Origin of the sequence: Streptomyces sp. VRA16 Mangrove soil (assembly GCF_017377775.1) — a bacterium.
In the GTDB taxonomy this organism is placed as follows: Bacteria; Actinomycetota; Actinomycetes; order Streptomycetales; family Streptomycetaceae; genus Streptomyces.
This window is the reverse complement of record NZ_JAFVLN010000004.1, coordinates 354,464-375,902: the sequence shown is the minus strand read 5'-3', so window position 1 is coordinate 375,902 and position 21,439 is coordinate 354,464. Positions and strand designations below refer to the sequence as shown.

At 72.1% G+C, this 21,439-nt stretch carries 21 protein-coding genes; 10 read left to right on the top strand and 11 right to left on the bottom strand.

The genetic code is table 11. The features are described 5' to 3' along the window. The first annotated feature begins 28 nt into the window (after positions 1-28). The gene (locus J3486_RS13920; protein ID WP_207820590.1) at positions 29-211 is read left to right on the top strand and encodes a hypothetical protein; all 183 of its coding nucleotides are present in this window, start codon (positions 29-31) and stop codon (positions 209-211) included. Here the strand turns inward: J3486_RS13920 and J3486_RS13915 are convergent. The 4 genes from J3486_RS13915 to J3486_RS13900 all read right to left on the bottom strand — a co-directional run bounded on the left by J3486_RS13915 (position 208) and on the right by J3486_RS13900 (position 3,946). Then, on the bottom strand, positions 208-1,584 hold the full coding sequence (locus J3486_RS13915) for a tannase/feruloyl esterase family alpha/beta hydrolase (protein WP_207820589.1): 1,377 nt from the start codon (positions 1,582-1,584) through the stop codon (positions 208-210). The genes J3486_RS13920 and J3486_RS13915 overlap by 4 nt on opposite strands. Before the next feature lie 112 nt (positions 1,585-1,696). Beyond that, entirely contained in the window at positions 1,697-2,578 is an 882-nt protein-coding gene (locus J3486_RS13910; RefSeq protein ID WP_207820588.1) for a hypothetical protein, read from the bottom strand. Positions 2,579-2,954: 376 nt separating this feature from the next. Continuing rightward, the gene (locus J3486_RS13905) at positions 2,955-3,299 is read right to left on the bottom strand and encodes a hypothetical protein (RefSeq protein WP_207820587.1); all 345 of its coding nucleotides are present in this window, start codon (positions 3,297-3,299) and stop codon (positions 2,955-2,957) included. Between the two features lie 113 nt (positions 3,300-3,412). Then, positions 3,413-3,946 carry a PadR family transcriptional regulator gene (locus J3486_RS13900; protein WP_207820586.1) on the bottom strand — a complete coding sequence of 178 codons (534 nt, stop codon included), beginning with the start codon at positions 3,944-3,946 and terminating at the stop codon, positions 3,413-3,415. A gap of 127 nt (positions 3,947-4,073) precedes the next feature. Between J3486_RS13900 and J3486_RS13895 the strand changes: the two genes are divergently transcribed. Then, on the top strand, positions 4,074-4,826 hold the full coding sequence (locus tag J3486_RS13895; protein WP_207820585.1) for an alpha/beta fold hydrolase: 753 nt from the start codon (positions 4,074-4,076) through the stop codon (positions 4,824-4,826). Positions 4,827-4,845: 19 nt separating this feature from the next. Here the strand turns inward: J3486_RS13895 and J3486_RS13890 are convergent, their stop codons facing one another. Beyond that, a complete protein-coding gene (locus tag J3486_RS13890; protein WP_207820584.1) occupies positions 4,846-5,445 on the bottom strand; it encodes a class I SAM-dependent methyltransferase in 600 nt (199 codons plus the stop codon). 217 nt (positions 5,446-5,662) lie between these two features. Between J3486_RS13890 and J3486_RS13885 the strand changes: the two genes are divergently transcribed. From J3486_RS13885 to J3486_RS13865, 5 genes are read left to right on the top strand one after another with little or no spacing between them, the layout of a single operon-like run. Then, the gene (locus J3486_RS13885; protein WP_207820583.1) at positions 5,663-6,436 is read left to right on the top strand and encodes an MHYT domain-containing protein; all 774 of its coding nucleotides are present in this window, start codon (positions 5,663-5,665) and stop codon (positions 6,434-6,436) included. A 51-nt stretch (positions 6,437-6,487) separates the two neighbouring features. Continuing rightward, complete coding sequence (locus J3486_RS13880) at positions 6,488-9,004, top strand: nitrate- and nitrite sensing domain-containing protein (protein ID WP_207820582.1); 2,517 nt, start codon at positions 6,488-6,490, stop codon at positions 9,002-9,004. Continuing rightward, the gene (locus J3486_RS13875; RefSeq protein WP_207820581.1) at positions 9,001-9,438 is read left to right on the top strand and encodes a roadblock/LC7 domain-containing protein; all 438 of its coding nucleotides are present in this window, start codon (positions 9,001-9,003) and stop codon (positions 9,436-9,438) included. Before J3486_RS13880 ends, J3486_RS13875 begins: the two co-directional genes overlap by 4 nt. 29 nt (positions 9,439-9,467) lie before the next feature. Continuing rightward, positions 9,468-9,917 (top strand): DUF742 domain-containing protein, encoded by a 450-nt coding sequence (locus J3486_RS13870; RefSeq protein ID WP_207820580.1) that lies wholly within the window; start codon positions 9,468-9,470, stop codon positions 9,915-9,917. After that, on the top strand, positions 9,898-10,506 hold the full coding sequence (locus J3486_RS13865) for an ATP/GTP-binding protein (RefSeq protein WP_207820579.1): 609 nt from the start codon (positions 9,898-9,900) through the stop codon (positions 10,504-10,506). The genes J3486_RS13870 and J3486_RS13865 overlap by 20 nt, the downstream gene beginning before the upstream one ends. A gap of 17 nt (positions 10,507-10,523) precedes the next feature. Here J3486_RS13865 and J3486_RS13860 read toward each other — a convergent pair whose 3' ends face one another. Further along, on the bottom strand, positions 10,524-10,952 hold the full coding sequence (locus J3486_RS13860) for a PPOX class F420-dependent oxidoreductase (protein WP_207820578.1): 429 nt from the start codon (positions 10,950-10,952) through the stop codon (positions 10,524-10,526). A gap of 117 nt (positions 10,953-11,069) precedes the next feature. Between J3486_RS13860 and J3486_RS13855 the strand changes: the two genes are divergently transcribed. Together J3486_RS13855 and J3486_RS13850 are read left to right on the top strand one after the other, a co-directional pair. Further along, the gene (locus J3486_RS13855) at positions 11,070-11,483 is read left to right on the top strand and encodes a roadblock/LC7 domain-containing protein (protein WP_207820577.1); all 414 of its coding nucleotides are present in this window, start codon (positions 11,070-11,072) and stop codon (positions 11,481-11,483) included. Between the two features lie 143 nt (positions 11,484-11,626). Further along, entirely contained in the window at positions 11,627-12,535 is a 909-nt protein-coding gene (locus J3486_RS13850; protein WP_229377974.1) for a DUF6397 family protein, read from the top strand. A gap of 19 nt (positions 12,536-12,554) precedes the next feature. Here the strand turns inward: J3486_RS13850 and J3486_RS13845 are convergent, their stop codons facing one another. The 3 genes from J3486_RS13845 to J3486_RS13835 form a co-directional block, all read right to left on the bottom strand. Beyond that, the gene (locus J3486_RS13845) at positions 12,555-13,136 is read right to left on the bottom strand and encodes a tetratricopeptide repeat protein (RefSeq protein ID WP_207820575.1); all 582 of its coding nucleotides are present in this window, start codon (positions 13,134-13,136) and stop codon (positions 12,555-12,557) included. Further along, positions 13,133-14,005 carry an acyl-CoA thioesterase II gene (locus J3486_RS13840; protein ID WP_207820574.1) on the bottom strand — a complete coding sequence of 291 codons (873 nt, stop codon included), beginning with the start codon at positions 14,003-14,005 and terminating at the stop codon, positions 13,133-13,135. Before J3486_RS13840 ends, J3486_RS13845 begins: the two co-directional genes overlap by 4 nt. 82 nt (positions 14,006-14,087) lie before the next feature. Beyond that, the gene (locus J3486_RS13835; protein WP_207820573.1) at positions 14,088-16,601 is read right to left on the bottom strand and encodes a DEAD/DEAH box helicase; all 2,514 of its coding nucleotides are present in this window, start codon (positions 16,599-16,601) and stop codon (positions 14,088-14,090) included. Between the two features lie 212 nt (positions 16,602-16,813). On the opposite strand from J3486_RS13835, the gene J3486_RS13830 reads away from it, so the two are divergent. Continuing rightward, positions 16,814-17,608 (top strand): metal-dependent hydrolase, encoded by a 795-nt coding sequence (locus J3486_RS13830; protein ID WP_207820572.1) that lies wholly within the window; start codon positions 16,814-16,816, stop codon positions 17,606-17,608. A gap of 28 nt (positions 17,609-17,636) precedes the next feature. Here J3486_RS13830 and J3486_RS13825 read toward each other — a convergent pair whose 3' ends face one another. Then, complete coding sequence (locus J3486_RS13825) at positions 17,637-19,433, bottom strand: ABC transporter ATP-binding protein (protein WP_207820571.1); 1,797 nt, start codon at positions 19,431-19,433, stop codon at positions 17,637-17,639. Then, positions 19,430-21,226 (bottom strand): ABC transporter ATP-binding protein, encoded by a 1,797-nt coding sequence (locus J3486_RS13820; protein ID WP_207820570.1) that lies wholly within the window; start codon positions 21,224-21,226, stop codon positions 19,430-19,432. Before J3486_RS13820 ends, J3486_RS13825 begins: the two co-directional genes overlap by 4 nt. Between the last annotated feature and the right edge of the window lie 213 nt (positions 21,227-21,439).

The window sequence follows — 21,439 nt, the reverse complement described above, 5'->3', positions numbered from 1 at the left end:
GCGGGCCGCCCCGAAGGAGGCCACACACATGTCGAAGAACGCGAAGATCGCCGCGGGAGGCGTGGCGGCCGGGATCATCCTGCTGATCTGGCTGCCCTGGTGGGCGGCCCTGCTCATCGTGCTGGGCGTACCCGCCGCGGCGTACCTGACGCTCGATCCGTCACAGCGGCGCAGGCTGCGCCGCGTGACACGCAAGGAGCTGGGTCGCTAGGGGGCGCTGACGGAGCACGAGTTGACGACGTCACCGCTCGCGGGCCGCCGCACCGTGTGGTCCGCGGGCGGCTTCGTGCCGTGCTCCACCCACCGGGTGAGGGTGTCGAAGGCGTCCCGGTAGCACGGCAGGATCGGCCGCAGCCGGTCCGGATAGGTGTCGTACAGGCCGTCGGTGTGCGTGCCGTCCTGGATCCGGTACGTGCGGTGCAGCCGCCCGCGTCCCTGGTCGTCGGCCATCCGTGCGTACACGTCGGCGTCCGTGGCGATCGGCAGCAGCGTGTCCAGGTCGCCCTGGAGTGTCAGCAGCGGCTTGCCGACGCGCCCGGTCAGCGCCACGCGCGAGACGGCCCGGCGCACCGGCTCCGGACGGTCGGCGTAGCGGTACGAGCCGTCCGACGCGCAGGGCGCGAGCATCTCGTCCAGTGTCGAACCGGCCGAGTCGCCGGGGCAGTCCGGGTCGTAGGACGGGTCGAACTCGGCGCGGTACACCTTCTGCGTCAGGCCCCAGTACGCCTTCTGGTGATACGGCCACAGGAACTCGGAGCCGCGGGCGAAACCGGCCGCGTACATGTCGTCCGCATCGGCTTTCCCCTGCCCGTACGCCACGGCTGTCGGCAGCGTGGTGAAGAGATTCGGGCCGTCCGTGGTCCACAGCACGCCTTCCCAGTCGACGCCGCCGTCGTACAGCTCGGGGTGGTTCTCCAGCTGCCAGCGCGTCAGATAGCCCGCGTTGGAGATGCCGGTCATGTACGTGCGCCGGGGCGAGTGTCCGTAGCGCAGGGCGACGGCCTTCTTGGCGGCGCGCGTGAGCTGCGTGGTGCGTTCGTTCCACTCGGCGACCGCGTCACCGGCACGCTTGCCGTCGCGATAGAAGTCCGGGCCCGTGTTGCCCTTGTCCGTGGCCGCGTACGCGTATCCCTGGGCGAGCGCGCGGTCGGAGATGGCCGTGTCGGTCGAGTACTGCTTGCGGTTGCCCGGCGAGGCCGTCACCACCAGGCCGCCGTTCCAGTGCTCGGGCATCCGGATCACGAACTGGGAGTCGTGGTTCCAGCCATGCGTGGTGTTCGTGTGCGAGCCGTCCCGGAAGTACCCGTCGATCTGGATGCCGGGGACACCGGAGGGGTTCTGCGTGGCCTTGGCCGTCAGACCCGCCTGGTCGGTCATGTCGGTGTACGCGGTGCCGGCCAGGCCCTTCGTCGTCAGGTCGTCCAGACAGGCTGTCTGCTGAAAGGCCGCGCCCGGCACGCGCGCGTGGACCTGCCCTGCGCACCGCGCGACGTCTTCGGTGGCCGCACTCGCCAGGTGCGGCCCCGAGACGGTCAGGGCCACGAAGGCGGTGGCCAGCAAGGTCACGGTTCTGGGCGTACGCATGGAAAGGCCTCCTCGTGAGGGTGGGAAGAGGCCTCATCGTCGGGGCACGGACCGCCCGCACCTATGGTGTGGGGCCACATGGAGCGCCCATGCCCTGTGTGGCAAAGGCGGTTCAGGCCGGGCGGACCGCCATCCTGTCGAGCGCTTCCAGCAGTCCGGGCAACTCGGCGCCCCTGCCGACCGGGAGCACCTCGCCGGGCTCGTCGTCGAGCAGTACGAAGGCGATGTCGTCGGTGCGCGCCACCATCGACCAGCCCGGCCCGTCGGCCCGCAGTGTCCGGGCGTCGCCCGACGCGAACGCCGAGCGCACGCGGCCCAGCGGCGGCGGCGAGTCCACGTAGGCGCGGGCCTCGGCCAGGACGCGGCGGATACCCGTGCGGGGGCCCTGTGGAGCTTGTGCGGCATCGTCCGCGGCGTCCGGGCCACCCGCGTCGGCCTCGGGCCCTCCGTCCGCAGGCTCGGACGGCGTCCCGGCCGTGTCCGTGGCGAACTGGGAGTCGTCGATCTGGTCCCGCCAGGTCGCCCACTGCAGGGCGATCTCGTCCGCCCCCAGGCGTCGCTGCGCGGGCCCCCACGTCTGCGTGTCGGGCGGCGAGAGCGGTTCCTGGTCGCCCGCCTCGGGGCCGGGCTCCGGATCGTGCGGCGCCGGGACGCCGGGCGCCGACACCGCGAGCGCCAGCGGCCAGCCGGGCAACGCCGCGACCATGCTGTTCTCGTCGGGCGAGAGCTCGTACTCCATGCCGCAGTCCCAGGAGGCGATGGCGACGGCGACCAGGGACACGTCGTCGACGACGACCGTCCAGCGCGCGCCGTCCCCGTCCTGGCCGAGCACCAGGCCGTACCCGTCCGCCAGCGGCGCGAGCCCCAGCGCGGCGCACGCCTCCGGATAGTCGTCGCCGAGCACGCTGGGGAACTTTGCGGGCGTCAACAACACCGCGGTCAGTACGTACAGCGCGTCGTCCTCGGCGGCGACTGCGTCGTCCGTCCCGGCCATGCCAGCCTCCCCTTAGCTACGTTCCGTCGGCGTGACCTTAGTCAGTCGCGGACGATGTCGTACAGGGGCGATGACCAGGAAAATCAGTCGCTCCGCCGCAGCGTGCGCCCCTTCGGTGGAGGTCATGTCGATGAAGCGTGTGCGCTTTGTGTGACTCCCTTGCCGGGTCGCTTTCAAGGCGACCGGCGGCCACGGGCGGCGCGGCGGGCCCTCACCGCGGTGCCGCGGGCAGAACCGCGCTTGCGTCAGCACTGCTGCGGCCCCGGCCACCGGCCGCGCACCGTGCGCGAGTTCCGCGAGCGGCCGGCCCGCGTGGCCGAGACGGGCAGCGCCGTACCTGCCGCACTCAAGTGTCCCGATCCGGCGCGCACGGACGTCAGGCGACGGGCAGGCCGAGGAGGCTTCGCGCCACGACCCGCGGCGATTCGTCGCGTTCTCGCGCGAGCGCGATGAGCGCCCTGCACGCCAGCTCGTTGACCCCGAAGGCCAGGGCGTTGGGCTCCACCCAGCCCGCGGCCTCGTCGACGCGTTCCTGGTCGTCCTCGACGCAGGCCGTCACGTAGGCGGCGGCCGCCTCGAACAGGTTGGGCGTACGCCGCGGTCCGCCCGCGGCCCGCCGGGCCCCGTGCCCGTCCTGCGCACCCTCGCCGTGTGTTCGCTCCTCGTGCCGGGTGGCCTTCTTGCGCCAGGTGCTCCACGCCTTGTGGACTCTGTCGAGCATGCGTCCCACCGTCCCCCTGCTGATCGACTCCCGCCCGGGAACTGCATTTATGCCTCCCCCAGTTGCAGCCATGGTGACAGAAGAAGGCGGCGGCCGACCCTTCATGTCGGACGTCAACTCCCTTCTGGATCAAGGGACTTGAGCGTCTCGCGCAACCAGGCGAGCTCGGTGCGACTGGTGGCGCGGGCGATGGTGAGGATCCCCTGGCGGAACGGATCGTCCAACTCCTCGGCCCGCAGCGGCCGCTCCCCCGCGTAGAAGAAGCTCGCGGGCTCCTCCAGGAAGCCGAGCCGACGGCGTAGTACGCCCGCCTGCTCGCGTGCGTCGTCGAGATGGCGCAGGAACGCGAGCACGGTGAACCAGCGGTTCTCGTCCGTGATGTCCGTGCGGGCCGGCTCGCGCAGCCGGTGGCGCAGTTCCGCGCGCCCCGCCTCGGTGAGGCTCAGCATGTGCCGCGGCGCCGCGACCGCGCCGGGCTGCGTCTCCCGGGTGAGCAGCCCCGCCTTCTCCAGGCGCTTGATCGCCGGATACAGGGTGCTCTCGGCGACCGGCCGCACGTGGCCCGTGAGCGCGGTGATGTGTTTGCGCAGCTCATAGCCGTGCAGCGGGGTGTCGTAGAGGAAACCGAGGATGGCGAGCTCCAGCATGCCCACATTGTGGCGCACCTCGGCCGCCCTCGAAGTACATCGTTGACGCAGTACTACGGCACCGATGTATTCTCACGGTGATGTGACCGGAGGGATCGACGAGCGATCCAGGAAGAAGGAGGCCGCCATGCGGCAGGCGCCGTTCGATGCGCAGGGAAGCTGTGTCCGCTGGACCGAGGTGGCGGGGGCGGCGGCCGCGCGGGTGTACGTCCATGGCCTCGGCTCGGCCTCCACCGTGTACCACGCGCACATCGCCGCCCGCCCCGAACTGGCCGGACGCCGCTCCCTGTTCGTGGATCTGCCCGGCCACGGCATCAGCGACCGGCCCGCCGATTTCGGCTACACCCTGGAGGACCACGCCGACGCGCTGGCGGCCGTGCTCGACGCCGCCGGGGTCGCCGGGGCGGAGATCGTCGGGCACAGCATGGGGGGCGCCGTGGCGATCGTCCTCGCGCACCGAAGGGCCGACCTGGTGTCCCGGCTCGTGGTCACCGAGGGCAACCTCGACCCGCATCCGCCCGTGACGGCGGGCAGCAGCGGGATCATGGCCTACGAGGAGGATGCGTACGTGAACGGTGGCGGCCACGCGCGCGTGCTCGAAAGGGTCGGCCCCCTGTGGGCCGCCACCATGCGCCTCGCCGACCCGCTCGCCCTCCACCGCAGCGCGACCGGCCTCGTGCGCGGCACCGAGCCGACCATGCGCACCATGCTGGAGGGGCTGAAGACCGACCGGGTCTACCTCCAGGGCGAGCGCAGCGGTGCACTGCCCGGCAAGGAAGGCCTGGTGGCCTCGGGGGTACGGGTCGTCGAGGTACCGGACGCCGGGCACAATGTCATGTTCGACGCCCCCGACGCCTTCGCGGCCGCAGTGCGGGGCTGACGGGCGGCCGCGTCCGGGCTCAGCTCTCGCGTACCGCCAGCGCGAGGAAGCGCGCGTCCTCGTCGACGTACGACGTCAGCCGCCAGCCGGAACGGGCCAGCAGGGGACGCAGACGGGGCTCCGCCCGCAGGTCGTCGGGAGTGATCTGTCTGCCATGGCGCGCGGCGAGAGCCGCCCGGCCGATCGGGTGGAAGAGGGCGAGGACCCCGTCGGGGCGCACCACGCGCGCGAGTTCGCGCAGGTTCTCCTCCGGGTGCGGCAGGTGGGAGATCAGGCCCGCGCCGAAGACCGCGTCCAACGCGCCGGTCCGCAGCGGCAGTCGGGACACGTCCGTGAGCAGCAGTTGCCCCTCGGCGTCCCGTCCCGCCCGCACCGCCGCCTCCAGCATCGCGGGCGTCAGATCGGCGCCCAGGACCGTCCCCGAAGGCCCGACGGCCGCGCGCAGCGGCGGGAGCGCGCGACCGGTCCCGCAGCCGGCGTCCAGCACTCTGCCGCCCGGACACAGGCCGAGGGCGGCGACCGCGGCCGTGTACGCCGGACCGTCGTCGGGGAAGCGGGAGTCCCAGTCGGCGGCTCGGGCCGCGAAGAACTCCTGCACACGTGTGGGGTCATCGCTCATGCGCTCCATGATTGCGCAGCCCACCGACAACGAGTGCGACACGAGCGGGGGACCCCGAGTCGAAAGGTCCCCATCCGAACCGAAAGGGTCGCAAGCGCGTGCGGTGCACACGTTCGACCCTGATGCGATCGTTCAAGGCCGCATCTCTGTCATCTTTCAACAGCTTTCGAAATGCGCCCCAGTTGTGCGCCCCCGGCGGGGCTAGCGTCCCTGGGCCATGGGACACCTGGACCACGCCACCTTCGGCTGGCTGACCCCCGTGCTGTCGTACGTGATGGCCTGCATCGGCGCCGCGCTCGGGCTGCGCTGCACCGTGCGCGCCCTCAACGCCACCGGGCGGACCCGCCGCAACTGGCTCCTCACGGCGGCCTCCGCCATCGGCACCGGCATCTGGACGATGCACTTCGTGGCGATGCTCGGCTTCGGCGTCACCGGCACCGAGATCCGCTACAACGTGCCGCTGACCATCCTGAGCCTCGTCGTCGCGGTTGCCGTCGTCGGCGCCGGCGTCTTCGCCGTGGGCTACAGCCGGGACCGCGGCCGGGCCCTCGCCCTGGGCGGGCTCACGACCGGGCTCGGCGTCGCGAGCATGCACTACCTCGGCATGGCGGCACTGCGGCTGCACGGCAGCATCGGCTACGACTCCGTACGGGTCGCGCTCTCCGTGGTGATCGCCGTCGTCGCCGCGACCGCCGCACTGTGGGCGGGCCTCAACATCAAGTCGCCCGCGGCGGTGGCCGTCGCCTCCCTGGTGATGGGCGGCGCGGTCAGCAGCATGCACTACACCGGCATGATCGCGGTGCGGGTGCACGTGACGCCCTCCACGGCGTCCCTGCCCGGGGCCTCGGCGATGCAGTTCATCTTCCCCCTCGCCGTGGGCCTCGGCTCCTACCTCTTCCTGACCTCGGCGTTCGTCGCGCTGTCCCCGACCGCCGACGAGCGGGAGGCCTCCGCGTCGGCACAGCAGCCCCTGGAGAGCCCCGTCGGCTGAACCCGCCCTCCCGCCCGCGACGCGTCCGCCCACACCCCGAACGAGGAGACCATGCGCCCGCCCCGCAGCACTCCCGGCTCAGGCCCGCCCCCCATACCCGCACCCATGGCGCGCGGACGGCGTGCCCACGCGGGGCCGCCCGCCGCCGACGAAGCCGCGACCGACAGCGGGCCCGCCCCCGAGGCACCACCCACGCGCGCGGGACGCAGCCGCCTGCGCCCCCGCACGGTCCGCGCGAAGATCGTCTGCCTCCTGATGGTGCCCGTCGTCTCCCTGCTCGCCCTGTGGGCCTACGCGACCGTCACCACGGCCCAGGACGTCGCGCGCCTGCGCCAGGCGCAACAGGCCGACTCCACGGTGCGCGATCCCCTGACGCAGGCCGTCGCGGCACTGCAGGCCGAGCGCGTGGCGGCGGTCGGCTACACCGGTGAGCCCGCGGCCGACGGCGCCGACGAACTCAAGCGGCTCGGCGCCACCACCGACCGGGCCGTCGCCGCACTGCGCCTGGGACGCGGCAACACCGTCGCCGACGGCGCCGACCTGCCGCACGGCGTGGCCGCCCGTCTGGAGACGTTCGTGCGCGGCGCCGAGCAACTGCGCGCCGTCCGCACCGCGGTCCTGGAGCGCCGGGCCGGCTGGGACACCGCGTACGGGCAGTACACGAAGGCCATCGGCGCCGCGTTCACGGCCCAGGGCGCGCTGGCCGGCGTACAGGACCCGGCCCGCGTGTCCGACGCGCGCGTGCTGCTCGAATTCGGCCGCTCGGCCGAGATGCTGGCCCGCGAGGACGCGCTGTTGACCGCCGCGCGCCCCGCCGGGTCCTTGGACGGCGAGCGGCTACGGCTGTTCGTCGGTGCCGTCGACACCCGGAGGGCGTTGATCGAGTCGGCCGCCACCGACCTGCGCGGTCCCGAACGAGCTGCCTGGAACCACCTCGCGGAGGGGAGTGCGTACGGCGACGTACGCGCCGTCGAGGACCGGACGCTCATCGCACCCCCCGGGCGCAAGGCACTCGCCGCCGCGCCCGCGGCCACCTGGGACAGCGCGCACGCGGCCGTGCAGGACGGCATGCGCGGCATCGAGTCGGACGCCGCGCGCAGCGCCGCCGACCGGGCCGACCCGTTCACCCGGGTGCTGCTCACCCCCGCGGGCGCGGCCGTGCTGTTCGGCCTCGTCGCCGTGGCCGCGTCGCTGGTGATCTCCGTACGGATCGGCCGCGGGCTCGTCGTCGAGCTGATCAGCCTGCGCAACAGCGCCCTGGAGATCGCGCGGCGCAAACTTCCGCACGCCATGAGGAAGTTGCGGGCCGGCGAAGAGATCGACATCCGTGCGGAGGCACCCCAGGGGCCGCCCGCGGAGGACGAGACGGGACAGGTCTCCGAGGCGCTCACCACGGTGCACCGCGCGGCCCTGCACGCCGCGGTGGAGCGCGCCGAACTCGCCAGCGGCATCTCCGGGGTCTTCGTCAACCTGGCCCGCCGCAGCCAGGTCCTCGTCCACCGCCAACTCGGCCTCCTGGACAGCATGGAGCGACGCGCCGACGACCCGAGCGAACTCGGCGACCTCTTCCGCCTCGACCACCTCACCACCCGGATGCGGCGCCACGCGGAGAGCCTCATCATCCTCTCCGGCGCCGCCCCCGGGCGGGCCTGGCGGATGCCCGTACCGCTGACGAACGTCGTACGGGCCGCCATCTCCGAGATCGAGGACTACGCGCGCGTGGAGGTGCGCAACCTCGCGGCGGCCAACGTGGCGGGCGCGGCCGTCGCCGACCTCACCCACCTGCTCGCCGAACTCGTCGAGAACGCCGCCCAGTTCTCGCCGCCGCACACCAAGGTGCGCATCAGCGGAGAGCCGGTCGGCAACGGTTACGCCATCGAGATCGAGGACCGCGGCCTCGGCATGGGCAAGGAGACCCTCGACGAGGCCAACGACCGCATCCAGCAGTCCGAGGCGCTCGACCTGTTCGACAGCGACCGGCTCGGCCTCTTCGTGGTGAGCCGCCTCGCCCACCGCCACGACATCCAGGTGCACCTGCGCACCTCCCCCTACGGGGGTACCACCGCCGTGGTCCTCCTGCCCACCTCCTTGCTGCACAAGGACGGCGTGGAGACCGGCGAGACCCCCCATCCTCCGTCCGACGAAGAGCGGCGCTACGCGCGCGTGCCAGAGCCCGAAGCAGCGCCCATGAACGGAAATCCGGTCCCCGCCCCCGCTCCCCGCCCGGCTCTCGCGGCCTCGGCGGCACCCCCGCCCGAGGAGACGCCCCACCCACCGGGCGTCACAACGCTGCGCCTGCGCAAGCCCCCGAGCACGGACGGGGACGAGGGCGCGGACACCGGCGGCCTGGACACGGGCGGCCTTCCCCGCCGGGTGCGCCAGGCCAGCCTCGCGCCCCAACTGCGCACGCGCCCGGAGGAACAGACCACACCCGCACGGCGCGTCCCGGAGCCGGGCGAGCGCACCCCCGAACAAGCCAGGGCGCGCATGGCGTCCTTCCGGGACGGCTGGGCCCGCGGCGGCGGACGTCCACCAGGCAGAGACAGCAGCGGAGGAGACCTCACATGATCAAGGAACCGACCACGGGCACGGCCCACGGCTCCGGTGAACTCGACTGGCTCCTCGACGACCTGGTGACGCGGGTCACCGAACTGCGGCACGCCGTCGTGCTCTCCAACGACGGTCTGGCCGTCGGCGCGTCCAACGGTCTGGGACGCGAGGACGCCGAGCATCTCGCCGCCGTCGCCTCCGGGTTCAACAGCCTCGCCAAGGGCACCGGCCGGCACTTCGGCACCGGAGGAGTGCGCCAGACGATGGTCGAGATGGACGACGGCTTCCTGTTCGTGGCCGCCGCGGGAGACGGCTCGTGCCTCGCCGTCCTGAGCACCGTCACCGCCGACATCGGGCTCGTCGCCTACGAGATGGCCCGCCTGGTGAAGCGGGTGGGCGAACACCTCTACACACCGGCCCGGTTCGCCGGCCCGTCGGCCTCCGCGGGCTGACGGGGACGGCCGACCTCATGGACGACGACATGGCCGACGCACCGTACCGGGGCGCGCTCGCCCCGGGCGGCCACCAGAAGCGGGGCAGCCCCGAGGAACAGGGCAGCCAGTGGTTCGACCACGAGGCCGGACCACTGGTCCGTCCCTACGCGGTGACCGGAGGCCGCACCTCGGCGGGCCCCCAAGGAGCGCAGTTCGACCTGATCGCCCTGGTGTCGCTCGATCCGGCCGCGCCAGGCTTCCACGACGACGGCGCACTCGGCCCCGAGCACCGGTCGATCATCGGGCTGTGCCGGGCCGAGACCCAGACGGTCGCCGAACTGGCCGCGGGCACCGACGTGCCCGTGGGCGTCGTCCGGGTGCTCCTCGGCGATCTGCTGGAACTGGGCTGCGTCAAGGTCAGCAGGCCGGTTCCCCCCGCACAGCTACCGGACGAAACGATCCTGAGAGAAGTCATCGATGGACTCCGAGCACTCTGACGACACCGCCGCCGGCGCCTCTGCCGCCCTCGCCCTGAAGATCCTGGTCGCGGGCGGATTCGGGGTGGGCAAGACCACCCTGGTCGGCGCGGTCAGCGAGATCCGCCCGCTGCGCACCGAGGAACAACTCAGCGAGCTGGGCCACTCCGTGGACGACACCGCGGGGGTGGCCCGCAAGACCACCACGACCGTCGCCATGGACTTCGGACGCATCACCATCAGGTCGGGCCTGTCGCTCTACCTGTTCGGCACACCGGGACAGGACCGGTTCTGGTTCCTGTGGGACGAACTGTCGCAAGGGTCGCTGGGTGCCGTCGTCCTCGCGGACACCCGCAGACTCGAGGACTGCTTCCCCGCCGTGGACTACTTCGAGCACCGCCGCATCCCGTTCGTGGTGGCGGTGAACTGCTTCACGGGCGCAAGGGCGTTCGGGGCGCACGAAGTGGCCCGAGCCCTCGACCTCGACCGCGGGACACCCGTGGTGCTGTGCGACGCACGCGACAAGGACTCGGGGAAGGAGGTGCTGATCAGGCTGGTCGAGTACGCCGGGCGGATGTACACCGCCCGGCTGCTCGACTCGGTCGGCTGAGGTCGGCCCTCGGGGTCTCAGCTCGATACGCCGCCGAGGGCCACGACCTTCTCGACGCGTACCCGGACGACGAGTTCGCCGGGTACGCCGTTGCGTCGGCCGAACTCCTCGGCGCGGTCCGCGCCCATGTACCGGCCGCCGATCCTGGTGGCCGAATCCAGCAACGCCGCCGGGTCCTCGCTGAGTTCGGCGCGCCCCTGGATCGTCACGAACGAGAACGGCGGACGCTCGTCGTCCACGCACAGCGCCACCCGGCCGTCGCGGGCCAGATTGCGGCCTTTGACGGTGTCCTTGCCGGTGTTGAAGACGATGTCGTCGCCGTCCACGACGAACCAGACGGGCGCGATGTGCGGACTCCCGTCCGCCCGCACCGTGGACAACTTGGCCGTGCGGGTGCCCTCGGAGACGAAGGCCCGCCATTCCTCATCGGTCATCTTGTGTGCCATGGGTCCATCTTGCTTGCCCGGACGGCGACGGTGAGCAAGGCTTGCGAGGCGGATCCTCCGGGCAGGCGAGCGACCGGGCCCGGACGGAGTGTCACTGGGGAGCGGGGAGAGCGGAACATGGCGGAGAACACGGGACTCGGTTGGCTGTTGGACGACCTCACACAGCGTGTCGAACACGTACGGCACGCCCTGGTCCTGTCCAACGACGGCCTCGTCACCAGTGCCAGTTCGGATCTGGGCCGTGAGGACGCCGAGCACCTCGCGGCCGTCTCGTCCGGACTGCACAGCCTCGCCAAGGGGTCGGGGCGGCACTTCGGTGCGGGCGGCGTGCGCCAGACGATGATCGAGTTCGACGACGCCGTGCTGTTCGTCACCGCGGCGGGGGACGGCAGCTGCTTGTGCGTGCTCAGTGACGGCGAGTCCGACATCGGGCAGGTCGCGTACGAGATGACCCTGCTCGTCAACCGGGTAGGCGAGCACCTCGACGTCGATGCGCGGCAGCCGGAGAAGGCCTCGTCCAGAGAGCTCTGACCTGCGGGTTCCAGGCGTGCGGCGAAGTTTTCCACAGGCTCGCACGAGGGTCGGTGATCCACGCTACGGTTCTTCCGGGTGGTCACGGAGAGTGACTGCTTAGGATCGACCGACGGGGGAGAACCATCGTGCAAGGCAATGCCATGACCAGGCCCCAGGGCAGCGCGGCCCGCGAGCTGGGGCTGAAACGCGGCGAGTTCGATCTCGCCGTACGGCTCGGCCGGATCCGTACCGTCGCGGCCCCGGAGGGCGGCCGCCGCCGGGTGCCGTGCGAGGAGATCGACCGGATCCGTGAGGCCGAGGGCTTTCCCGACGTCCTGCGCGAGCAGGTCCGGGTGGTGGGCACCGCGCAAGGAGCGGAGCTGATGGGTATCCCGCCGACCCGGTTCACCCGGCTCGCGCGTGCCGGACTGCTGACGCCGGTGACGTTCTACGTCAACCGCTACCGGACCGTGGTCTGGCTGTATCTGGCGCAGGAACTGAGCGAGTTCGCCCGCTCCGAGACGCATGCCCCGCTGCTGACCCGGCCGGCACCCGAGCAGGTGCGCGCCCGACTCGCGGCGGGGCAGGACCTCAGGCCGAGGAGCTGGCGGGCGCGGCACGCCCGGCATCTGCTCGGACAGTGCGCCGATCCCTGGGAGCGGGCCGCCGCGATCACCGCGTTCCTCGACCCGGCCCAGCTCGGTGAACTGGTCGAGAGCCCCTACGAGCGAGCCCAGCTGCACCGGCTGCGCCCCGACGAGAGCTGGTACGGGGCGCCCGACTCGCCGACGGCACGGGTGGTCGAGCGGATCCTGATCGCCGACGATCCGGACGAGATCAGCTGGATGCGGGGGAATCTGCTGCTGAGCCTGGAGGAGGCACGTCGGCTCCGCCCGGCCCCACGTCCCGCCACGGAGCGGACACCGGTAGAGGAGACACCCGGCACCGAGGAGCCCGAGGGGATGGACGGCGCTGAGGGGGACGCGTCCGCGGCGCGGTTGCTCGCACCGCCGACGCCCGCCGAGCCGGCCCGCGGTCTGTGGGCGCGCCTGCTCGGCAGACGGGGATGAGCTGCCGCGCGCAGTCGGCCTATGCGCCGGTGGCGGTGCCGGCGCCGCCCTCGACGGCGTCCAGGTCCTCGGCGTAGTACTCGATCGCGGGCCGGTACCCCACGATGTCCGGGTCGGAGCTGGTCTCGGCCAGGACCGTGAGCAGCAGCCGCATGCCGTCGTGAGCGCGTCCCACGTTGTAGAGCGCCATCGACAGGAACGTCTTGAGCGCGTTGTCCTCGGGGAACTCGACGGTCGCCGCGCTCAGCGTGGCCACGGCGTCGTCGTGACGGCCCAGCGTGCGATAGGTGCTGCCGAGACCGAGCAGCGCACCACGCCGCTCCTGCGCGGAGAGACCCGCGCCCCCGACCGCGTCGACATAGTGCGGGACCGCTTCCGCCTCAAGGCCGAGCGTGTCGTGGACCCAGGCGGTCTGGTAGGCGACCCGCGCGTCACCGGGGAAGCGTGAGCGCAGGCCGAGGAGCTGTTCGCGGGCCTGCTCGCGGTGACCGGACTCGCGCAGCCGCACGGCACGGGCCAGCAGCGCGTCGAGCTCGTCCGACGGCGTGACGTTCGACAGCCCGGCGTCCGGGGTCGGAGCGCCGGAGGGCGGGGTGCTCATGCTTCCAACTTCCTGAACAGGCCTTCCTGCACCACGGACACCAGCAGCCGCCCCTCGACGTCGTAGATGCGGCCCCGGGCCAGACCGCGGCCGCCGACGGCAATCGGCGACTCCTGGTCGTACAGGAACCACTCATCGGCACGGAAAGGACGGTGGAACCACATGGCGTGGTCGAGCGAGGCCATGTCGAAACCGCGCGGGCCCCACAGCGGCTCGACGGGCAGTCGCACCGCGTCGAGCAGCGTCATGTCGCTGGCGTACGTGAGCGCGCACGTGTGGACCAGCGGGTCGTCGCCGAGCGGGCCGACGGCGCGCATCCACACGGCGCTGCGCGGCTCGGCGGCCTCGACCTCCTCGGGGGTCCAGCGCAACCGGTCGACGTAGCGGATGTCGAAGGGCTGGCGCCGGGCCATGCGCTCCAGCGCCTCGGGCAGCGCGCCCAGATGGCCCTTGATCTCCTCGGCGATCGTCGGCAGCGCCTCCGGGTCCGGGACCTCCCGGGCCGGCGGCAACTGGTGCTCGAAGGCTCCCTCTTCGGGCTTGTGGAAGGAGGCGGTGAGATTGAAGATCGTGCGGCCCTGCTGCACGGCGGTGACGCGGCGCGTGGTGAACGAGCGGCCGTCGCGGACCCGTTCGACCTGGTACACGATGGGCACACCCGGGCGGCCCGGACGCAGGAAGTACGCGTGCAGCGAGTGCACGGGGCGGTCGCCCTCGGTCGTGCGGCCCGCGGCCACCAGGGCCTGCCCCGCGACCTGCCCGCCGAAGACGCGCTGCAAGGACTCCTGCGGGCTGCGCCCACGGAAGATGTTGACCTCGATCTGCTCCAGGTCGAGCAGGTCGACGAGCCGCTCCGCAGGATTCGTCATGCGTCGTTTCTCTCTCGTGTGTGCGGCCGGAGGGCTCCGGCCAGGGGCGCGGCCGGACCCTACCGTCCGGCCGGTCCGGGTTCTACAACTGGCCGACGTCCGTGACCCGGACGACGGCACGGCCCTCGGTGTCGGAGGCCGCGAGATCGACCTCGGCGCTGATGCCCCAGTCGTGGTCGCCGTTCGGGTCGGCGAAGGTCTGGCGCACCTTCCACAGGCCGTGCTCCGGGTCCTCCTCGATCATGAGCAGCTTGGGGCCGCGCGCGTCGGGCCCGGTGCCGAGGTCCTCGTACTCGTCCCAGTACTTGTCCATGGCCTCGCCCCAGGCGTCCGCGTCCCAGCCCGCGTCGCCGTCCATCTCGCCGAGCTCCTCGACGTTGTCGAGGGCGGCCAGCTCCACACGGCGGAACATGGCATTGCGCACGAGGACACGGAACGCGCGCGCGTTCGCGGTGACCGGCTTGACCTGGTCGGCCTTCTCCTGGGCCTCCTCGGCGGTCATCTCCTCCGGGTTGGCCAGCTGCTCCCACTCGTCCAGGAGGCTGGAGTCGACCTGGCGCACCATCTCGCCGAGCCAGGCGATCAGGTCCTCCAGGTCCTCCGACTTCAGGTCGTCGGGCACGGTGTGGTCGAGCGTCTTGTAGGCGCTCGCCAGGTAGCGCAGGACGATGCCCTCGGTGCGCGCCAGCTCGTAGTAGGAGGTGAACTCCGTGAACGTCAGCGCCCGTTCGTACATGTCGCGGATCACGGACTTCGGCGAGAGCGGGTGGTCGCCGACCCACGGGTGGCTCGTGCGGTACGTGTTGTACGCGTGGAAGAGCAGCTCCTCCAGCGGCTTGGGGTAGCTGATGTCCTGGAGGCGCTCCATGCGCTCCTCGTACTCGACGCCGTCCGCCTTCATCAGGGCGACGGCCTCGCCGCGCGCCTTGTTCTGCTGGGCGTGCAGGATCTGGCGCGGATCGTCGAGCGTGGACTCCACCACCGACACCATGTCGAGCGCGTACGACGGCGACTCCTTGTCGAGGAGGTCGAAGGCGGCGAGCGCGAAGGTGGACAGCGGCTGGTTGAGGGCGAAGTCCTGCTGCAGATCGACCGTCAGGCGCACGATGCGGCCCGTCGCGTCCGGCTCGTCGAGCTTCTCGACGATGCCGCCGTCGAGCAGCGAGCGGTAGATCGCGATGGCCCGGCGGATGTGCCGCAGCTGTGCCTTGCGTGGCTCGTGATTGTCCTCCAGGAGCTTGCGCATGGCCTCGAAGGCGTTGCCCGGGCGCGCGATCACCGAGAGCAGCATCGTGTGCGTGACCCGGAAGCGGGAGGTCAGCGGCTCCGGCTCGGAGGTGATCAGCTTCTCGAAGGTGCTCTCCGTCCAGCCGACGAAGCCCTCCGGGGCCTTCTTGCGGACGACCTTGCGGCGCTTCTTCGGGTCGTCACCGGCCTTCGCGAGCGCCTTCTCGTTCTCGATGACGTGCTCGGGGGCCTGGGCCACCACGAAGCCCGCCGTGTCGAACCCGGCCCGTCCGGCGCGGCCCGCGATCTGGTGGAACTCGCGGGCGCGCAGCGTACGGACCCGGTTGCCGTCGTACTTGGTGAGCGCGGTGAACAGCACTGTGCGGATGGGCACGTTGACGCCGACGCCGAGGGTGTCGGTGCCACAGATGACCTTCAACAGGCCCGCCTGGGCGAGCTTCTCGACGAGACGCCGGTACTTCGGCAGCATGCCGGCGTGGTGCACGCCGATGCCATGACGCACGTAACGCGACAGGTTGCGGCCGAACTTGGTGGTGAAGCGGAAGTTGCCGATCAGCTCGGCGATCTTGTCCTTCTCCTCGCGCGTGCACATGTTGATGCTCATCAGCGCCTGGGCGCGCTCGACGGCCTGCGCCTGCGTGAAGTGCACGATGTAGACGGGAGCCTGCTTGGTCTCCAGGAGCTCCGTCAGCGTCTCCGTCAGCGGGGTGAGCCGGTACTCGTAGGAGAGCGGGACCGGGCGGGTGGCCGAGCGGACCACGGAGGTGGGGCGACCGGTGCGGCGCGTCAGGTCCTTCTCGAACATCGCGACGTCGCCGAGCGTGGCCGACATCAGGATGAACTGCGCCTGCGGCAGTTCGAGCAGCGGGATCTGCCAGGCCCAGCCGCGGTCGCCCTCCGCGTAGAAGTGGAACTCGTCCATGACGACCTGGCCGATGTCGGCCTGGGCGCCGTCGCGCAGCGCGATGGAGGCGAGGACCTCGGCGGTGCAGCAGATCACGGGTGCGTCCGAGTTCACGGAGGCGTCGCCCGTGAGCATGCCGACGTTCTCGGTGCCGAAGAGCTTGCACAGCTCGAAGAACTTCTCGGAGACGAGTGCCTTGATGGGCGCCGTGTAGAACGTGACCTCGTCCCGGGCGAGCGCCGCGAAGTGCGCACCGGCGGCGATCATGCTCTTGCCGGAGCCGGTGGGCGTCGACACGATCACGTTCGCACCCGAGACCGCCTCGATCAGGGCCTCCTCCTGGTGGGGATAGAGGGTGAGCCCACGCTCCTCGGCCCACGACTCGAAGGCGTCGTAGAGGGCGTCCGGGTCGGCGGTCTGCGGGAGCTGATCGATAAGGGTCACGTCACCATCTTGCCTGGCTTTGCACCCGATCCGGCAATCGGATGCCCGTACGAAGATCACGAAGGCTAGGGTGGACCGCCGACACGGCGTCAGGGCGCGGATCCCGTACCCGGTCAACAAGGCGTCGGCACAAGGGACATGTGGGACTTCTCCGCGCTGTGCGGGCGGTCGGCACACGTGGGACACACGAGGGACAGGGGCGGATCACAGCCATGATGGGACCGGCACACTCGCTGTCAGGAGCGGCGGCCTGGCTGGGGGTGGGCGCGGCCGCGGCCGCCGCGGGACACCCGATGCCCTGGCCGGTCGTCCTCGTCGGCGCGCTGATCTGCGCGGGCGCGGCGCTCGCCCCCGACCTCGACCACAAGGCCGCGACCATCTCACGCGCCTTCGGGCCCCTCTCCCGGGGCCTGTGCGAGATCGTCGACAAACTCTCGTACGCCGTCTACAAGGCGACCAGGAAGCAGGGCGACCCGCGCCGCTCCGGCGGACACCGCACGCTCACCCATACGTGGCTGTGGGCGGTCCTCATCGGGGCAGGCGCGTCGGTCGCGGCGATCACCGGTGGCCGCTGGGCCGTACTCGTGATCCTCTTCGTGCACATGGTGCTCGCCATCGAGGGGCTGCTGTGGCGGGCGGCGCGCGGCTCCAGCAGCGACATCCTGGTGTGGCTGCTCGCGGCGACCAGCGCCTGGATCCTCGCCGGGGTCCTGGACAAGCCGGGCAACGGCGCGGACTGGCTGTTCACCGATCCCGGCCAGGAGTACCTGTGGCTGGGTCTGCCGATCGTCCTCGGGGCGCTGGTGCACGACATCGGGGACGCGCTCACCGTCTCGGGCTGCCCGATCCTGTGGCCCATCCCCGTCGGCCGCAGGCGCTGGTACCCGATCGGCCCGCCGAAGCCCATGCGTTTCCGGGCCGGCAGCTGGGTGGAGCTGAAGGTGCTCATGCCGGTGTTCATGCTGCTCGGCGGCGTGGGGTGCGCGGCCGCGCTCAACTTCATCTGAGCGCGGCCGCGCACCGCCCCTGGCACGGTCAGCCGTGCCAGGACCGCCACAGCGCCGCGTACGCCCCGTCGGCCGAGACCAGCTCGTCGTGACTGCCCAGCTCGCGGATCCGGCCGTCCTCGACCACGGCGATCACGTCCGCGTCGTGCGCGGTGTGCAGCCGGTGCGCGATGGCCACGACCGTGCGGCCGTCCAGGACCCGGGCGAGCGAGCGCTCCAGGTTCCGGGCCGCGCGCGGGTCGAGCAGCGACGTCGCCTCGTCCAGGACCAGCGTGTGCGGGTCCGCGAGGACCAGACGGGCCAGCGCGATCTGCTGGGCCTGCGCCGGGGTGAGCGCGGTCCCGCCCGAGCCGACCTCGGTGTCGAGGCCGTCGTCCAGGGCGCGGGCCCACCCGTCGGCGTCGACCGCGCCGAGTGCCGCCCACAGCTCGGCGTCCTCGGCGCCGGTGCGGGCGAGGCGCAGGTTGTCGCGGAGCGAGCCGACGAAGACGTGGTGCTCCTGGTTGACCAGGGCCACGTGCGAGCGGACCCGCTCGGCCTGCATCCGGGAGAGCTCCGCGCCGCCGAGCGTGATCTGACCGGCCCGGGGCGCGTAGATCCCGGCGAGCAGCCGGCCCAGCGTGGACTTGCCCGCGCCGGACGGCCCGACCAGGGCGAGCCGGGTCCCCGGTCGGACCTCCAGGGAGACCTTGCGCAGCACGTCGACGCCCTCGCGGTACCCGAAGTGCACCTCGTCCGCGTGCACGTCACGCCCGTCGGGGCGCACGGAGGCGTCGCCCGCGTCCGGCTCGATGTCCCGGACGCCGACCAGCCGGGCCAGCGACACCTGGGCCACCTGGAGCTCGTCGTACCACCGCAGGATCTGTCCGATCGGGTCCACCAGCATCTGCGAGATCAGCGCACTGGTGGTGAGCTGCCCGACGTCGATCCAGCCCTGGAAGACGTACACGCCGCCGATCGTCAGTACCGACAGCTGGATGACCGTCTGGGAGGCGTCGAACGTCGGGAACAGGATGGTGCGGAGGTACAGGGTGTACCGCTCCCACGACGTCCAGACCCGGATCCGCTCGTCCGACTGCGCGACCCGGCTCTCCCCGAGACGGTGGGCCTCCACGGTGCGGCCCGCGTCGACGGTCTCGGCGAGCGCCGCCGCCACCGACGCGTACCCGGCGGCCTCGGAGCGGTACGCCGAAGGGGCCCGCTTGAAGTACCAGCGGCACCCGAGGAACAGCACCGGAACGGCGAGGAGGATCACCGGCGCGAGCGTCGGCGCGGTCACCGTCAGGCCGCCGATCAGCAGCGTCAGCCACACCGCGGCGATGGTCAGCTGCGGCACCGCCTCCCGCATCGCGTTGGCGAGCCGGTCGATGTCGGTGGTGATCCGGGACAGCAGGTCACCCGTGCCGGCCCGCTCCAGGACACCCGGCGGCAGGCCCACGGACCGCACCAGGAAGTCCTCGCGCAGGTCGGCGAGCATCCGCTCGCCGAGCACCGCGCCGCGCAGCCGCACCGCGCGCACGAAGTACGCCTGGACGAGCAGCGCGACGACGAACAGCGCCGTGATGCGCGCCATCGGGATGTCGTCGACGCCGTCGGCGAGGTCCTGCACCAGGCCGCCGAGCAGCCACGGCCCCGTCATGGAGGCGACCACGGCGAGCGTGTTGGCCCCGATCAGCAGGGCGAACGCGCGGCGGTGGCGGCGCACCAGTTCCCCGACGTACGCGCGGACGGTGGCCCCCGAGCCCACGGGCAGGGTCTCGGCGGTCGTGGGGGCCGCGGGGTCGAGTTCGGGCGGTCGCACGGTGAGCGACCGGACGGCGGTCATGCGGATTCCTCGACTTCCTCGATACAGGGGGTGGTGCGGGCCTCGTCGGCCCGTTCGTCGTCGGTCTCACGGGTGACGACCGCCCGGTAGCCCGGGTCGGACGCGAGCAGTTGACGGTGCACGCCGACCGCGGCGACCTCGCCCTCGTGCACGAAGACCACGCGCTCGGCCCGGTCGAGGAGCAGCGGGGACGACGTGAGCACCACGGTGGTGCGCCCGCGCCGCAGCGCCGCGACGCCCTCGGCGATGCGTGCCTCGGTGTGGGAGTCGACCGCGGAGGTCGGCTCGTCGAGGACCAGCACCTGCGGGTCGGTCGCCAGCGAGCGGGCCAGCGCGAGCCGTTGACGCTGACCACCGGAGAGCGAACGGCCCCGCTCGGTGATGTGCGCGTGCATCGGCTCCCCGTCGAGCGCCGCCTGACCGAGCGCGTCCAGCACGTCGCCGCACTGGGCGGCGGCGAGCGCCTCGGCGGCCGCCACCTCGCCGGAGGAGGGCACGTCGAACAGGTCGGTCAGCGTGCCGGAGAGCAGCACCGGGTCCTTGTCCTGGACCAGGACGGCCCGGCGCGCGGTGGCGAGCGGCAGCCGGTCGAGTTCGGTCCCGCCGAGGCGTACGGACGAGAGGTCCGTGCGCTCCGCCGGGTGACCGCCGAGCCGTTCGGCGAGCCGGCCCGCCGCGTCCGGGTCGCCGCAGACCACGGCGGTGAGCCGACCGGCCGGGGCGAGCAGCCCGGTCGCCGGGTCGTACAGGTCGCCCGAGGGGTCCTCGGCCGGCTCCGTCGTCCCGTCGGCCGTGGTCTCGCGCTCCAGCGAGAGGACCCGCGCGGCGCGGCGCGCGGACGGGCGGGAGAACGCGTAGGCCATCGCGATCTCCTCGAAATGCCGCAGCGGGTACATGAGGACCGTCACGGCGCTGTACGTGGTGACCAGCTCTCCGACGGTGATCCGGCCCTCGCGGGCGAGATGGACGCCGTACAGCACCAGGCCGATGAGCAGGAGACCCGGCATCAGCACCTGCAGACCGGAGATCAGCGACCACATGCGGGCGCTGTGCACGGCGGCCTTGCGGACCTCCTGGGACGCGGTGCGGTAGCGGCTCAGGAAGAGGTCCTCCCCACCGATGCCCCGGAGCACCCGCAGTCCGGCGACGGTGTCGGCGGCGAGCTCGGTGGCGCGACCGGCCTTGGCGCGCTGCTGGTCGGCGCGCCGGGTCGCGGCCGGGAGCAGCGGCAGCACCGCGCAGGCCAGGAACGGGACGGCGGCGGCGACGACCACGCCGAGCGTGGGCGCGAAGAAGAGCAGTCCCACACAGGTGAGGGCGACGGTGACGGCGGCGGCGCTGAACCGGGACAGCGCCTCGACGAACCAGCCGATGCGTTCCACGTCACCGGTGGAGACCGCGACCACTTCACCGGCCGCGACCCGTCGGGTCAGCCCCGATCCGAGGTCGGCGGCGCGGCGCGCCAGCAGCTGCTGGACGCGTGCGGCGCAGGTGATCCAGTTGGTGACGGCGGAGCGGTGCAGCATGAAGCCGCCGACCGCCACGGCGAGACCGAGTCCCACCAGGAGCGCGCCGGCCGCGGCGAGCCGCTGACCGTCGTGGTCGACGACGGCCTGCACACCGAAGCCGATCGCGTACGGGAGACAGGCGACGGCGCCGAAGTGCAGCAGTCCCCAGGCGAGGGACTTGAGCTGGCCGCCGATCTGGTTCCGGCCGAGCCAGAGCAGGAACCGGGGGCCGGAGCGCGCGTCGGGCACGCCCGGATCGGGATACGGAAGGTCGGAGATCTGCATGACGTCCCAGGACTCGACAAGTCGATAAGAAGGGAAAGAGAGGAGGGGAGACGGAGAGAAGGGGAGGGAGGGGGGAAGGGGAGGAAGGGAGACGCGGGAAAGGGGAGGCCGGAGCCGGGCTGCGGACGGGCGGGCAAGAGGCGGGCAAGGGGCGGGCGGAACAAACCGTGAAAGGTTCGCGTCTTTCAGTGACCGGTGGCAACCGGTTTTACG

Bases quoted from the DNA above. Each gene is read 5' to 3' on its own strand.
- J3486_RS13865 (WP_207820579.1), top strand. From the start codon at position 9,898: ATGGACTCCGAGCACTCTGACGACACCGCCGCCGGCGCCTCTGCCGCC.
- J3486_RS13870 (WP_207820580.1), top strand. From the start codon at position 9,468: ATGGCCGACGCACCGTACCGGGGCGCGCTCGCCCCGGGCGGCCACCAG.
- J3486_RS13905 (WP_207820587.1), bottom strand. From the start codon at position 3,299: ATGCTCGACAGAGTCCACAAGGCGTGGAGCACCTGGCGCAAGAAGGCC.
- J3486_RS13895 (WP_207820585.1), top strand. From the start codon at position 4,074: ATGCGGCAGGCGCCGTTCGATGCGCAGGGAAGCTGTGTCCGCTGGACC.
- J3486_RS13900 (WP_207820586.1), bottom strand. From the start codon at position 3,946: ATGCTGGAGCTCGCCATCCTCGGTTTCCTCTACGACACCCCGCTGCAC.
- J3486_RS13910 (WP_207820588.1), bottom strand. From the start codon at position 2,578: ATGGCCGGGACGGACGACGCAGTCGCCGCCGAGGACGACGCGCTGTAC.
- J3486_RS13875 (WP_207820581.1), top strand. From the start codon at position 9,001: ATGATCAAGGAACCGACCACGGGCACGGCCCACGGCTCCGGTGAACTC.
- J3486_RS13855 (WP_207820577.1), top strand. From the start codon at position 11,070: ATGGCGGAGAACACGGGACTCGGTTGGCTGTTGGACGACCTCACACAG.
- J3486_RS13880 (WP_207820582.1), top strand. From the start codon at position 6,488: ATGCGCCCGCCCCGCAGCACTCCCGGCTCAGGCCCGCCCCCCATACCC.
- J3486_RS13850 (WP_229377974.1), top strand. From the start codon at position 11,627: ATGACCAGGCCCCAGGGCAGCGCGGCCCGCGAGCTGGGGCTGAAACGC.
- J3486_RS13915 (WP_207820589.1), bottom strand. From the start codon at position 1,584: ATGCGTACGCCCAGAACCGTGACCTTGCTGGCCACCGCCTTCGTGGCC.
- J3486_RS13845 (WP_207820575.1), bottom strand. From the start codon at position 13,136: ATGAGCACCCCGCCCTCCGGCGCTCCGACCCCGGACGCCGGGCTGTCG.
- J3486_RS13860 (WP_207820578.1), bottom strand. From the start codon at position 10,952: ATGGCACACAAGATGACCGATGAGGAATGGCGGGCCTTCGTCTCCGAG.
- J3486_RS13890 (WP_207820584.1), bottom strand. From the start codon at position 5,445: ATGAGCGATGACCCCACACGTGTGCAGGAGTTCTTCGCGGCCCGAGCC.
- J3486_RS13920 (WP_207820590.1), top strand. From the start codon at position 29: ATGTCGAAGAACGCGAAGATCGCCGCGGGAGGCGTGGCGGCCGGGATC.
- J3486_RS13830 (WP_207820572.1), top strand. From the start codon at position 16,814: ATGATGGGACCGGCACACTCGCTGTCAGGAGCGGCGGCCTGGCTGGGG.
- J3486_RS13840 (WP_207820574.1), bottom strand. From the start codon at position 14,005: ATGACGAATCCTGCGGAGCGGCTCGTCGACCTGCTCGACCTGGAGCAG.
- J3486_RS13825 (WP_207820571.1), bottom strand. From the start codon at position 19,433: ATGACCGCCGTCCGGTCGCTCACCGTGCGACCGCCCGAACTCGACCCC.
- J3486_RS13820 (WP_207820570.1), bottom strand. From the start codon at position 21,226: ATGCAGATCTCCGACCTTCCGTATCCCGATCCGGGCGTGCCCGACGCG.
- J3486_RS13885 (WP_207820583.1), top strand. From the start codon at position 5,663: ATGGGACACCTGGACCACGCCACCTTCGGCTGGCTGACCCCCGTGCTG.